Below are 13,941 nucleotides of genomic sequence, written 5' to 3'. Positions count from 1 at the left end.
TTTTGACGTCTGCCGCGAAAGCAATGGACCCGTTTACGGTCAGTGACATCAGGATTTTGGGGGCTGATCGAATCTCTCACGGAACCATCTTTTCATACCTGCCAATTGAACGGGGTGACGTGGTGGACTCTGATGCCATCAGGGCCGGTATCAAAAGTGTCTTCTCGACCGGATATTTCCACGATGTGAAAATGCTCAAGGACGGTGATGTCCTGATCATTCAGGTGGAAGAGCGTCCGGCCATCGCCACCATTCGCATCAGTGGTAATAAGAGCATCAAAACCGAAGAGTTGATGGCTGGCTTGAACAGCATTGGCTTGGCCGAGGGTGAGGTGTTTGATCGCTTGGAACTGGATAAGGTGAAAAATGAGCTGGTGCAACAGTTCTTCTCCCGCGGTAAGTACAATGTCGACATCGACACCAATGTCATGGAGTTGGACCGCAACCGGGTGTTGATCAACATCAACATCGACGAAGGCAAGTCAGCCAAAATCAAACACATCAAGATCGTGGGTAACACCGTATTCACCGATGAAGAGCTGATCGAAGCGTTTGAGTCAGACACCACCAATTGGTTGTCCTGGTATTCTCAAGACGACCAATATTCCAAAGAAAAATTGAACGGTGACCTGGAGAAACTGAAATCGTATTACCTGGATCGTGGCTATGTGAACGCCGAAGTGGAATCGGTGCAAGTGACCATCAGCAGTGACAAAAAAGACATCTACATCACCGCCAACATCCAGGAAGGCGACCAGTTTACCTTTGGTGAACAGGAACTGACCGGTAATCTGATTTTTGATAAAGAGATCCTGCAGCGGTATTTGTTGACCTCTGCCGGCAACACCTTTTCGCAAAATGCCATCGAATCCACCAGCACCACCCTCAAGGCGGTGTTGTCCAACCGCGGTTATGCCTTTGCTGAAATTCAACCAGTGACTGAGGTCAATGAAGAAGAAAAAACCGTGGACGTGACTTATTTTGTGGTGCCTGGTAAAAAAGTCTATGTGCGCCGCATCAACTTCATTGGCAACACCAAAACCAAAGACGAGGTGTTGCGCCGTGAAATGCGGCAGTTCGAAGGGGCTTGGTTCTCACAGGCTTTGATTGACCGCTCCAAATTGCGGCTGCAGCAAAAGCCATATTTTGAGGAAGTGGAGATTGAGACCCAACAGGTGCCTGGCACCGAAGACCAGATCGACGTCAATGTCACAGTCAAAGAACGCAACTCAGGTCAATTCACTTTTGGTTTGGGTTACTCACAAGTCAGCGGCTTGAACTTCTCCACCAGTGTGTCGTTGCAGAACTTGTTGGGCACCGGCAACACCTTGTCGGTGGCGGTGAACACCTCAGATTTCTACAAACGACTGAACTTGTTGTATGAAAACCCTTACTTCACCGATGACGGCATTTCTTTGGGTTACAGTTTGAATTTCACCAACATCGATCAGGGTGATGCCAACATCGCACAATACAACTCGACCAATGGCTCCTTGGGCGTACAGGCCAGTTTCCCCATCACCGAGTTTGACCGCATTTACACCAACCTGTCGTATGAGCGGATTTCGTTGCGGGCCAACGAAGGCATCACCGCCGATGCCATCATTGATGACCTGCTGGACTTGGGTGGTTACGCCTTTGCCTGTCAAACCATTGTGCGCCCGGAAGACGATGAAAACTTGCCGACTTTGACCGGACAGTGTTATGACGATGGCTTGATTCCACCGGCCACCGGTACCGAAGGTGAATTGATTGACGTGCCCTTCCAATACCGTCGGGCCTTTACCCTATACAAAACCCAAGCCCGTTGGGCCCGGGACAGCCGCAACCGCTATTTCAACCCGACCCGTGGCGCTTACCATTCGATTGGATTTGAAGCCTCATTGCCCAGCAGTACCGCCGAGTTTTACAAAATCAACATCAAGGAAAACATCCTGTTTCCATTGACCGACAAACTGACTTTGTCGTTGCGCGGAGAAATTGGTTACGGTGATGGTTATGGTGACACCTCAGGTTTGCCGTTCTTTGAAAACTTCTTTGCCGGTGGTGTGAGCTCCGTGCGGGGCTATGACGACAACACCTTGGGTCCCAAATCCTTGGTCGGCGGCCCCCGGGAAGAAGAAGCCGGTTTCCCGACCACGTCGCAATCCGGCGACCCGATTGGGGGTTCTTTCAAGGTGGTGGGTTCAGCCGAAGTCGTGTTCCCCACACCATTTGCCAAAGACTCCAGCAATGCAGCGCGGTTGGCCTGGTTTGTGGATGTGGGTAACGTGTTCGATGATTTCGACAGTTTTGAGGCCCGTGAATTGCGGATGTCGACCGGTTTTGCTTTGAAGTGGCAGGCCCCGGTTGGACCCATCGTGATTTCCTATGCCTACCCGTTCAACAACGACGACAAAGACCGCACCGAACGCTTGCAATTCACCTTCGGAAACACCTTCTGATCCGATGGGCATGCGGCGGATCATGTTGCTGACTTTGCTGAGCCACATGTTGTGGCTGGGTACCGCCGCAGCGCAAGGCAAGATCGGCTATGTCGACATGAATGTGTTGATCAGTCAATCGCCGCAAATTTTGGATGCCAACCAAACCCTGACCACCGAGTTTGAAGAACAAAACAGCCGCATTTCTGAACAAGAAGCCGATTTGCAGTCTTTGGAAGACACCATCAGCAAAGAAGGCAACTTCATGACGCCAGACAAATTGCTGGAACTGCAAGAACGGGCGCGGATCCTCGATCGCCAAGTCAGGCGGGCCAAGGAAGACCTCAAAGACGCCATCACCATCCGCAATTCACAATTGGTGGATGAAGTGCAGAATCAAATCAAAACCGTGGTGGCTGAATACGCCCAAACCCACGGTTATGATGCGATTCTCATCAATGCGATTTTGTACGCCAACGATGAGATCGACATCACCGAAGAAATTTTGCAACAGCTGCGATCCGATTATTCCTCAGGCCAATAAGTCAGCGGATGATCACTTTAGCCGAACTGGCCAAAAAGTTGCACCTGTCATTTCAAGGTGACGGCCAAACGGAATTGCAGGCAGTGGCCACATTGGAACGGGCCCAACCCCACCAAATCAGTTTTCTGGCCAACCCCAAATACACCCAACACCTGAACACCAGCCAAGCCGGTGCTGTGATTTTGGCCCCTGACGTGGCCGCAGAATTCACCGGTAATGCCTTGCTCAGTGAGGATCCTTATGTCACTTTTGCGCATGTGGCCCAAACTTTTCAAGCCCTTAACCAAGCCCAACGACCAGCCGCCCACCGCCATCCCAGTGCGGTGGTGGATGCAACGGCGGTGATCGGCGATGACGTTAACATCGGTCCGTTGGTGGTGATTGGAGCGGGCGTCCAAATTGGTGACGGTTGTGATTTGGCTGCCCATGTCAGCATCGCTAAGAATGTGACTCTGGGCCGTGAATGTCAGCTCAAAGCCGGGGTCAAAATCGAAGCCGGTTGTGTGTTGGGTGAGCGGGTCATGGTGCACCCAGGTGCGGTGATTGGGGCCGATGGTTTTGGTTTGGCCCGGGACCGTGACGGCTGGGTGAAGATACCCCAAACCGGGGTGGTCGAAATTGGCGATGATTGTGAGATCGGGGCCAACACCACCATTGATTGTGGGGCCATCGAAAACACTGTGTTGGGCCGCGATGTGCGGCTGGACAACCAAATTCAAATTGGCCACAACGTGGTCATAGGCGACCACACGGTGATCGCCGGCTGCACCGCCGTGGCCGGATCGGCTGAAATCGGCAAAAATTGTTTGATCGGTGGTGGTGTTGGCATCGTGGGTCACATTAAAATATGCGATGGCGTCACCATACAAGCCATGGCTCTGGTCACCCATTCCATCACCAAGCCAGACTCTTACAGTTCGGTGGCACCCTTACAAACCACCCAACAATGGCGCCGCAATGCGGTGCGCACCCGGCAACTGGATCAAATCGCCCGTCGGGTCAAACAATTGGAGAAAAAAACAAATGACTGAGCCAAACAAGACTGCCGACGTTGAACAAATCATGCAGCTGATTCCACATCGGTATCCATTTTTGTTGGTCGATCGGGTACTGGACTATGCCGCAGGTGAGTGGATCAAAGCCTGCAAAAACGTGACTTTCAATGAGCCCCAATTCCAAGGTCATTTTCCAGGGCATCCGGTGATGCCTGGGGTGATGCTGATCGAAGCCATGGCCCAAGCCGCTGGGGTGCTGACCCAATTGTCCCGTTCTGGCACCGCCCACGATGCCTTGTTTTATTTGGTCAAAGTGGACAACGCCAAATTCAGCCAGATCGTGGTGCCTGGCGACCAATTAATTTTTGAATGTCAGATCAAGAAGGTCATCAAGAACATGACTTTGTACCAATGCAAAGCCACAGTAGAAGGCAAAGTGGTGGCCAAGGCCGACCTGTTGTGCGCCGAGAAAAGCAAATGATTCACCCCACCGCCATCATCGATCCCCAGGCCCAAATTGGTGACAACGTGACCATTGGCCCTTATTGCATCATTGCAGCCGACGCGGTGATTGGTGATGACTGTGTGCTCAAATCACACGTGGTGGTGGCCAGCCACACGGTGATCGGTCGGGGCAATAAAATTTATCCCTTCGCCTCCATTGGCGAAGACCCGCAAGACAAGAAGTATGCCGATGAACCCACCCGCCTGGTGATCGGTGATGGCAACACCATTCGTGAATACGTCACCATCAACCGCGGCACCGTGGACGATGAGGGCATCACCCAAGTCGGTGATGACAATTGGATCATGGCTTATGTCCACATTGCCCATGATTGTGTGTTGGGCAACCACACCATTCTGGCCAACTGCAGTTCATTGGCCGGTCATGTGCATGTGGGGGACCACGCCATTTTGGGTGGCTTTTCCAAATTACACCAGTTCTGTCGTGTGGGGGCCCACGCCTTCACCGCCATGGACTCGGGATTCCAAAAAGACTGTCCACCCTTTGTGATGGCCCAGGGCAATCCAGCCAAACCCCGGGCGATCAACTTTGAAGGCTTGAAGCGCCGTGGTTTTGGCAAAGAGCGCATCGGCTTGATCAAGGCCGCCTACCGCGCCTTGTATAAATCAGACCTGAAATTGGATCAGGCCATGGCCGAGTTGGAAACCATGGCCAAAGACTCTGCCGATGTCCAACTGATGGTTGATTTCATCCAAAGATCTGCCCGCAGCATCATTCGCTGATGTCCGATCGGCCATATAAAATTGCCTTGGTTGCCGGTGAAGCATCCAGCGATTTGATCGGCGCCACATTGATCGAAGATTTGCTGCAAATATACCCAGACGCCGAGATCCTGGCTGTAGGGGGTCAGCAAATCAAGCACAGCGGAGCCCGTTTGCTGTTGGACAACGAAGTCTTTTCCGTCATGGGCTTGGCGGAAGTGCTGAAGGATCTGCCTCGCCTCCTGCGAACCAAAAAACAAGTGGTCAAAGACCTGCTGGCTTTTGCCCCCGATGTCTTCATCGGCGTCGACTCTCCCGATTTGAACTTTGCCATGGCCAAAGACATGCAGCGACATGGCATTCCGGTGATCCATTATGTCAGCCCCTCGGTGTGGGCCTGGCGATCCAAACGCAAATACAAAATGGCCGGCTTCATCGATTGTTTACTGACCCTGTTTCCATTTGAGGTGGCGATCTATGAAGACACCGCCATCCAAGCCCGATTCGTCGGTCACCCACTGGCTTCACGGATACCAGTGAACGTGGACAAAGTCGCCGCCAAAGCGGCTTTGGGTGTGTCGGCCAAACCCCTGATGGCGGTGCTCCCTGGCAGCCGCAACCGTGAAATCAAACAACTGATGCCGGTGTTTGCGCAAGCCATCAAGCAATTGAATTTAGGCGATCGCTGGCAGTTGGTCAGCAGCAACGTGTCGCCGGAGAAAGTGGCTTTGGTGCAATCGCTGGCAGCGCAAGAGGGTTTGTCATTGCACTGGGTGGATGACACCTCGGCCTTGTTACAGGCCGCTGATTTTGCCCTGTTGGGATCAGGTACGGTGGCTTTGGAAGCCATGTTGTGCAAAACACCCATGGTGGTGGCCTATCGGATATCGGCCCTGACCTGGTGGCTGGTCAACACCTTCAACATGATGCAGCTGCCTTATTACAGCTTGCCCAATGTGCTGCATGGTGACTTTTTGGTGCCCGAAGTGATGCAAAATGATTTGACCACCACCCAGTTGGCACGGGCTTGCCAGCAGGTCATGGAGCAAGCGGATCAATCGTCCTTGATTCAACGCTTCACCGAATTGCATCAACAGTTGTTGCCAGACCATCCCAACCAAGCGGCCCAGGCCGTCAGTGGGTTTATGGAGCAAGCATGTTGATTGCTGGGGTGGATGAAGCGGGCCGGGGGCCATTGGCCGGACCGGTGACGGTGTCGGCGGTGATTCTGGCACAGGACATCGTTGGTTTGAATGATTCAAAAAAACTGTCTGAGGCCCAACGCCTGTCATTGGTCGATGAGATCAAAGCCCAAGCACTGGCCTGGTCGGTGGTGCACATCGGGGTGCCTCAAATCGACCAAATCAACATTTTCCAGGCGACCATGTTGGGCATGCAACAAGCCGTGGCTGAATTGAGTCAACAGCCTTCCGAAGTGTGGGTTGATGGCAACAAAACCCCAGACTTTGGCATCCAGGCCAAAACCATCGTCGGTGGTGACGGCAAAGTGGCGGCGATCAGCGCGGCTTCGATCCTGGCTAAATGTGCGCGTGACCAGCTGATGCAGGAATTGGACGCGGCTTATCCCATGTATGGCTTTGCCCAGCACAAGGGCTATGGCACCCCACAACACGTGGCGGCGATTCAGGCCAATGGTCCGTGTGAACACCACCGCAGAAGTTTTGCCCCGGTGCGGGACATGTTGCAACAGGAGTTGTTCTGAACATGGATCAATCGTTCATCCACCTCAATGTCCACACCGAATACGCGATCATCGATTCAACCATTCGCATCCCGCAGTTGGTCGAAAAGATCAAGGCCTTGAACATGCCGGCGGTGGCCATCACCGACATGAACAATGTGTTCGCCACCATCAAATTCTTCAATGCCGCCAAAAAAGCCGGCATCAAACCGCTGATCGGAGCCGATGTTTGGGTGACCGCCCAGGACGACACCAACCAGGTGTTCGAACTGACCCTGTTGTGTCAGGACCGCACCGGTTATTTGAACCTCAGCCAAATCATCTCTCACGCCCAATACCACCGCAACAGCCACCACCAACCTTGTGTCTCCATGGATTTCATTTTCGAACACCATGCCGGCTTGTTGGTGTTGGCCGACAGTGTGTACAGCGATGTGGGGCAGTGGATCGCGGCCCAAAAACTGGATGAAGCGGCCGCTGCCATGGTGCAATGGCAACAGGTGTTTGGTGATCGATACTATGTGGCGGTGGCCAAAATAGACCGGCCCAACGAGGCGATGATCAACAACGCGGCGATCTATATGGCGGCCCACCAAAACATCCCTCTGGTGGCTTCCGGTCGCTGTCGCTTCTTGAACCAAGATGATTTCAATGCCCACGAGGCCCGCATTTGCATCAACCGCGGCTATGTGTTGGCAGACCCCAAGCGACCGCGAGAATACACCGAGCAACAGTTCGTCCAATCCAGTGAGCAGATGCAGGCCTTGTTCGAAGAATTCCCGGTGATGTTGGCCAACAGCCACGCGATTGCCGAACGCTGCACCTTGGATTTCAATTTCAAAGATTATTACCTGCCCGACTTTCCGATCCCTGCAGGGATGACCATTGACAGTTACTTTGCGCAACTGTGTCGGGACAACTTGCAGGCCTTTTTGGACCGCGGTGCCGCCGACCCCGATTATTCCGAGGCCGAGTACCACGAGCGCCTGGAGCACGAAATCAAAGTGATTTTGGACATGGGCTTTCCGGGTTATTTCTTGATCGTGTCAGACTTCATCCGCTGGTCCAAAGACAACCAAATACCGGTGGGGCCCGGGCGGGGTTCCGGTGCCGGTTCCCTGGTGGCCTTCGTGTTGAAAATCACCAACCTGGATCCATTGAAGTATGAGTTGCTGTTTGAGCGCTTTTTGAATCCAGAACGGATTTCGATGCCGGATTTTGACGTCGACTTTTGTATGGACCGCCGCGATGAGGTGATTGCCTATGTGGCCGACAAGTACGGTAAAGAAAAGGTCAGTCAAATCATCACCTATGGCTCGATGAATGCCAAAGCGGTGATCCGCGATGCCGGGCGGGTGCTGGGTTATCCTTACCCGGTAGTTGACGGCATCGCCAAATTGATCCCCAATGATTTGGGCATCACCTTGACCGAATCCCTGAAAAAAGCCCCGGAATTGGCGCAATTGTACGATCAGGACGAAGAAGCCCAAGAGGTGATTGACCTGTCCTTGAAACTGGAGGGCTTGAAACGCAACGTCGGTAAACACGCCGGTGGGGTGGTCATCGCTCCCAGTGCCATCAGTGATTTTTGTCCGGTGTATGTGGAGGAAAATTCGCAGTCAGTGGTTTCTCAATTCGACAAAGACGATGTGGAATCCATCGGCCTGGTGAAATTTGACTTCTTGGGCCTGCGCACCTTGACCATCATCGACTGGGCGTTGCAGTCGATACAGCGAGAAACCGGTCAGACCCTGGACATCGATGCCATTCCATTGGCCGACAAAAAAACCTTTGCCTTGTTGCGCTCTGCCAAGACCACTTCGGTGTTCCAACTGGAGTCCTCGGGCATGCAAGGTTTGATTGGTCGCCTGCGGCCGGACAGTTTTGAGGACATCATTGCCCTGGTGGCCTTGTACCGACCGGGGCCACTGGACTCGGGCATGGTCGATACCTATGTGAAGTGTAAACATGGCATGGAACAGCCCAACTACCTGCACCCCAGCCTGACCGACATCCTGCAGCCCACTTATGGGGTGATTTTGTATCAGGAGCAGGTCATGCAGATTGCCCAGGTGCTGTCTGGCTTCACCCTGGGTGGTGCCGATATTTTGCGCAAAGCCATGGGTAAGAAAATCCATGAAGTGATGGCGCAGCAAAAACAAATCTTTATTGATGGTGCGGTGGAACGGGATGTGGATGGTGACTTGGCTGCCATGATCTTCTCGCAGATCGAAACCTTTGCCGGTTACGGTTTCAACAAGTCTCACTCTGCGGCCTATGCCTTGGTTTCTTACCAAACGGCCTACCTCAAAGCCCATTACCCGGTGCACTTCATGGCCGCGGTGTTGTCGGCTGATCTGGACAACACCGACAAAGTGGTGCATCAGCTGTTCGACATCCGCAGCATGAAAATCAAAGTGCGGTTACCGGATATCAACGAATCGGTGTACAAATTCAAGGCCAAAGACGGCACCATCATTTACGGCATGGGCGCGATCAAAGGGGTGGGCGAGGGCGCCATCGAAGAAATCGTTCAAGCCCGCGAACAAGGCGGGCCGTTCAGCACGTTCCAGGACTTGTGTACCCGGGTCAATCTGCGCAAGGTCAACAAGCGCACCCTGGAAGCCCTGATCCGGGCCGGCGCCTTTGATCAATTGCATGGCAACCGCCGTCAGTTGTTGGATGGTTTGGAGCAGGTGGTCAAAGCGGCTGATCAAATCAGCAAAGACCGCGATGCCGGACAATTTGACCTGTTTGGCAACGCCGGTGGCAATGAGTCCTATCAAGCGATCCAACTGCCGACAGTCAATGAAGACCCCTTGTTGGAACGCTTGCTGGCCGAGAAACAAGTGACCGGCACCTTCCTCAGTGACCATCCCTTGCGCATCCCCGCCCAGTGCCTGTCCCACGTGACCACCTTTGAGCTGGCCAAATTCCATGAAATGGGCATCAAGAACGCCAAACCCCGGGATTTTCGGGTGTTGGGCTTCGTCTCTGGTGTGCGCCCGGGTTTCAAAGGCAAAATGAAAGTGCGGGTCACCGATGCCTCAGGTGCCTTTGAATTCAGTTTGAGTGAGCAGTACTTCCACGAATGTCAGGACCGTTTGGAACCGCATGCCATGATTCTGATCGAAGGCAATGCCGGTATGAAGTCATTCAAAGGCAAGGACGGCAAACCGGACAACGAAATCTTTGTCACCAGCGTCAGCCAGATTTACAGCGTCGATGAAGCCGTGGCTTTGTACTGCGACCGCATTTGTTTCGTCAGTGCCGAGAACAGCCAACAGTTGCCACAGGACATCAATGAGTTACTGGCCAAGCATGGCAAGGGCAAAGCCCAATTGTATGTGCACTACAAAAAATCCGGACAAAAGATCAACCTCAAGCTGTCAGAACAGCACAAAATTCGCCCGTCTTATGGTTTGTTGCTGGATGCCTTGGCCAAACCATCGATCCAAAAAGTGCTGACCAAAAACTGATGCCAACGCCCTGTTGGTGGGGCTGTGGGCACAAAAAAACCCTTTGCCAGGCAAAGGGTTTTTTTTGGGGTCGGTTTTGCTTCAGAACTTGTAGCCGACATTCAAGAAATAGCGCCGGCCATTCAAGTCATAGCCATAGCCTTGTGGTGAATTGACGGCCGTGGTCAAAGGAATGCCTGCATCCACTTGTGGGGGTTCTTCATTGAACACATTGACCACGCCAAAGCGCACGGTCCAGGCATCTTTCAACCAGTTGACCGAAGCCGTGTGGTTAAAATAAGGCCCGGCATCATACACAAAGCGACACAACTCATCGCCCTCATCTGGGCCGGCACAGGTGTACATGTTGCCAAAGTAATCATCAAACTCATTGTCGACGTCTTCATCCACCCCCACTGAGCCGATGTATCGGGTTTGCCAGGCAAAGCGGAAATTACCCACATCGGCCCGCAAGTTCAACGAACCCGACCAATCGGCATAGCCGAACTGGCCCTGGTCTTCGTCGAAGTTGCGGTTGCCTTCGTCATCGGTGAACAAATCCGAGCTTTCCTTGATGTGGGTCATCACCAAATCAGCGCCGAATTTAACATCGCGGTTGAATACCGTGAAGCGCTGGTCATAGTTGATGTTGACATCAACGCCTTTAACCGTTTGGTTGTCGCGGTTGATGAAGCCTGAATCAATGATGTCAAACACGCCATTTTCATCGCGGGTGATCCGCGAACAGAAAGAACTGTCGCCTTCGGCATCGTTGTAGCAGTCGTTGACGATGAACTGTGCTGAGGGCTCAATGATGGTGTTGTTGGTTTCAATTTTGTAATAGGTGGCCCCAATGGTCAGATCAAAGTGATCAGAGAAGGGCACATCCCAGGCAAAACCATAAGTCAAAGAATCCGATTTCTCTTCGTTGATGTCAGTCACACCACCGGTGGCAATTTCGGTACTGAAGGTGTTGAAACCGTTGTTGTACAAAGTGGTTGGATCGGCACCGTTGGCGGCACAATTGCTTAACACCTCTGGAGAACGGGTGTCTTGTTCAGGCACATACACGTTGTTGATCGGATCATAGGCATCCTCGGGAATGAAACACGGATCAAACACGTTGCCAAAACCAGTTTGGGCCAACAGGAAATTTTCCCGCAGGTTGGGCGCGCGGTAAGAGGTGCCTTTGGTCAAACGCAGCAACAAGGAGGTCACGGGCCGATATCCCAACTTGGCCGAATAGGTGTTGGCGCTGGGGAAAAATTCATCTTTGGTGTAGCGGCCTGAAATGTTCAGGTTCAACTCTTCGATACCCGGCTTGTTGGCCACCAACGGAATCTGGACTTCGGTGAAGGCTTCACGGGTGAATTTGGAACCGGTGGCCCCGCCGTCAGCAAAGAAGCCAAAAAACAAGCCATCGCGGGCAATGTCATCAGGAATCGATTGAATTTCATCGCGGCGGATTTCAAAACCCAAACCGGCCGTGATGGGACCGGCGGGTAAATTGGCCACATAGCCCGAGGCAAAGGCCGACCAAATGGTTTGTTCGACTTTGGTGCGGAAATCTCGGGAATCGAACAGGTAGTCGCGTTCAGCCTGGGTGCTGAAATCACTGACTATGGGCGAATAGAGACTCGGGGCAAACAGGTTGATGGGCACACAGCCATCGTTGTTGCCACAAATCACTTGGCCAGTGACCGGGTCAATGCGCGAGGTGTTCAAGGAATAATCCAGACGATCCTGTCGGATGCCCCGACGTGAGGATGTGCCATCAGATTCGTGGTGCGAAATGTACGTCTCAAAGGCCCAGTTACTGAAAGAACCGATTTCCAATTGCGGCAAATCACCGCGCACCCCAAACACCAGACGGGTTTGTTCCACAGTGGCGCTGGTTTGGTCGCGGTCACCATCGATGGCAATGATGGGTCTGGAACGCTGCGGCCCGATGGCGCCGACGGTTTGGTCACAGTCACCCCCGGCACTGGGATCACAGCCAAAGCGGTCCATGTAGTTTTGGATGACGCTGGGATTGCTCAACAGTTGATCAAAGGCCAAACCACAATCCACCCCATTCAAACCATTTGGATTACACAAGTTGAATGGGTTGTCGGCCGGGACAAAAGGGAAAAATTGGGGTTGACCCGAATCTTGGAAGGTGTCCCGACGGCTGAAACTGGCTTCGAAAAAAGGGGTGATGTTCATGTCCCCTTCAAAGGTGTATTCGCCGTAGCTCATGATGTCCTGGGTTTTCATTTCCAAGAACAAGGTGGCATCGGTTTGGTAATCATACAGGGAGTAAGGCACAAAACTGGCCACATCGGCGATGCCATCACCATTGGTATCGACCGGGCCCTGCAGACTGCTTTCACTGAAATTCGGCCAACCGCCGTTGCTGGTACCCGGGGTATAGTATATGCTGCCCACCGATGGCACGCTGATGCGCCCGACCAGGCCTTGGAAGTAACAGTTGCCATTGAATCGTTTGTTGAACACTTCGTTGAACAAGTCGTTTTGTCTGAGCTCTCCACTCTGGGTGCGCTCATAGTGTTCTGGACATTTGTTGGTCCAGTCACGTTCGTTGTACCGGACTGCTTCCAAGTCATAGAGTTCGGCGCCAAAGCCGATGAAGCCCCGGGCAAAGTTTTTGCCCCAGGCCACATTCAATCGCTGTTCGACACCGCCGGATTGTTCTGGCACGGTGGTGTTGAAATCCACTTCCCAGCCGTTGAAATCTTTCCTCAGGACCGTGTTCAACACCCCGGCCACGGCATCGGAACCGTATATGGAGGACGAACCGTCCAACAACAAATCATACTGTTGAACCAGGCCGTCGGGGATCATGTTCAAGTCCGGTGAGGCCGGTGCGCCCTCGACCCCAGAACCACCCAAGCGGCGGCCATTGATCATCAGCAGGGTGCGGTTGGCTCCCAGGCCCCGAAAACTGATGGTTCGGGCTCCCGGCCCATTGTCCAACACAAAACCTGAAAAAGTCAGGTCAATTTGTTGGCCGTTGGAGGCCGATGCATTTTGAATGATTTCGGCGGCATCGATTTGGCCCACTTCCCGAGACTCTTGTGCGGTGATCACCTGCATCGGGGAAATGCTTTCATAGGTGCTTTTGAGTAAGCGTGAGCCGGTGGTGACCACCGGTGCGAGTTCCACCGTGTCATCGGCTTCAGACTCGTCTGCATTGTCGTCATCGGTATCGGCTTCAGCCTCGGCTTCAGATGTGGCGGCAGCGGTGTCCTCCTGGCTTTGGGCCAGCACTTGTCCGGTGGCGAAAAACAACAGACACAGTAAAATCAACAGCCAGTGTGTCACACTGCCCGTTGGCTTGTTATACATGTTCATAGTGACTCCTCTTTTTTTATTGGTTTTTTATTTAACTCAGTAGTGGCAGAGGCAGGCAGGATGAAGCCAACAACGCATCACAAAGTAAGGGAAGATGGGTGTGTGGGGGTCCATCGTGTCCTGAACTGCGAGTCACATGATACCCCTTAAGAAATATTCTCACAATGTAAATGTGCATGGTTTTGCAGGCAAACGTGTACACAAAACGCAATCCAACGGTGTGCCAAGGCTGGCCAAG

The 13,941-nt window shown here is 52.9% G+C and carries 9 protein-coding genes; 8 read left to right on the top strand and 1 reads right to left on the bottom strand.

The genetic code is table 11. The features are described from left to right. The first annotated feature begins 23 nt into the window (after window positions 1-23). Genes bamA through dnaE form a run of 8 tightly spaced genes read left to right on the top strand, consistent with a single transcriptional unit; the run spans window position 24 to window position 10,370 of the window. On the top strand, window positions 24-2,444 hold the full coding sequence (bamA, locus tag K7G70_RS16565) for an outer membrane protein assembly factor BamA (RefSeq protein WP_223789773.1): 2,421 nt from the start codon (window positions 24-26) through the stop codon (window positions 2,442-2,444). Window positions 2,445-2,466: 22 nt separating this feature from the next. Next, on the top strand, window positions 2,467-2,967 hold the full coding sequence (locus K7G70_RS16560) for an OmpH/Skp family outer membrane protein (protein ID WP_223789772.1): 501 nt from the start codon (window positions 2,467-2,469) through the stop codon (window positions 2,965-2,967). A gap of 8 nt (window positions 2,968-2,975) precedes the next feature. Further along, on the top strand, window positions 2,976-3,998 hold the full coding sequence (gene lpxD / locus K7G70_RS16555; RefSeq protein WP_223789771.1) for a UDP-3-O-(3-hydroxymyristoyl)glucosamine N-acyltransferase: 1,023 nt from the start codon (window positions 2,976-2,978) through the stop codon (window positions 3,996-3,998). Next, on the top strand, window positions 3,991-4,443 hold the full coding sequence (fabZ, locus tag K7G70_RS16550) for a 3-hydroxyacyl-ACP dehydratase FabZ (protein ID WP_223789770.1): 453 nt from the start codon (window positions 3,991-3,993) through the stop codon (window positions 4,441-4,443). Before lpxD ends, fabZ begins: the two co-directional genes overlap by 8 nt. Continuing rightward, on the top strand, window positions 4,440-5,210 hold the full coding sequence (lpxA, locus tag K7G70_RS16545; protein WP_223789769.1) for an acyl-ACP--UDP-N-acetylglucosamine O-acyltransferase: 771 nt from the start codon (window positions 4,440-4,442) through the stop codon (window positions 5,208-5,210). The genes fabZ and lpxA overlap by 4 nt, the downstream gene beginning before the upstream one ends. After that, a complete protein-coding gene (gene lpxB / locus K7G70_RS16540) occupies window positions 5,210-6,352 on the top strand; it encodes a lipid-A-disaccharide synthase (protein ID WP_223789768.1) in 1,143 nt (380 codons plus the stop codon). The genes lpxA and lpxB overlap by 1 nt, the downstream gene beginning before the upstream one ends. Next, entirely contained in the window at window positions 6,346-6,912 is a 567-nt protein-coding gene (gene rnhB, locus K7G70_RS16535; protein ID WP_223789767.1) for a ribonuclease HII, read from the top strand. Before lpxB ends, rnhB begins: the two co-directional genes overlap by 7 nt. A 2-nt stretch (window positions 6,913-6,914) precedes the next feature. Then, window positions 6,915-10,370, top strand: a complete 3,456-nt coding sequence (gene dnaE, locus K7G70_RS16530; protein ID WP_223789766.1) for a DNA polymerase III subunit alpha — start codon at window positions 6,915-6,917, stop codon at window positions 10,368-10,370. Window positions 10,371-10,451: 81 nt separating this feature from the next. Here dnaE and K7G70_RS16525 read toward each other — a convergent pair whose 3' ends face one another. Further along, window positions 10,452-13,697: a TonB-dependent receptor gene (locus tag K7G70_RS16525; RefSeq protein ID WP_223789765.1), complete on the bottom strand. Its 3,246-nt coding sequence runs from the start codon at window positions 13,695-13,697 to the stop codon at window positions 10,452-10,454. Window positions 13,698-13,941 lie beyond the last annotated feature (244 nt).

This window comes from Marinicella meishanensis, from assembly GCF_019931145.1.
In the GTDB taxonomy this organism is placed as follows: Bacteria; Pseudomonadota; Gammaproteobacteria; order Xanthomonadales; family Marinicellaceae; genus Marinicella; species Marinicella meishanensis.
This window is presented reverse-complemented; position numbering and strand designations above follow the sequence as displayed.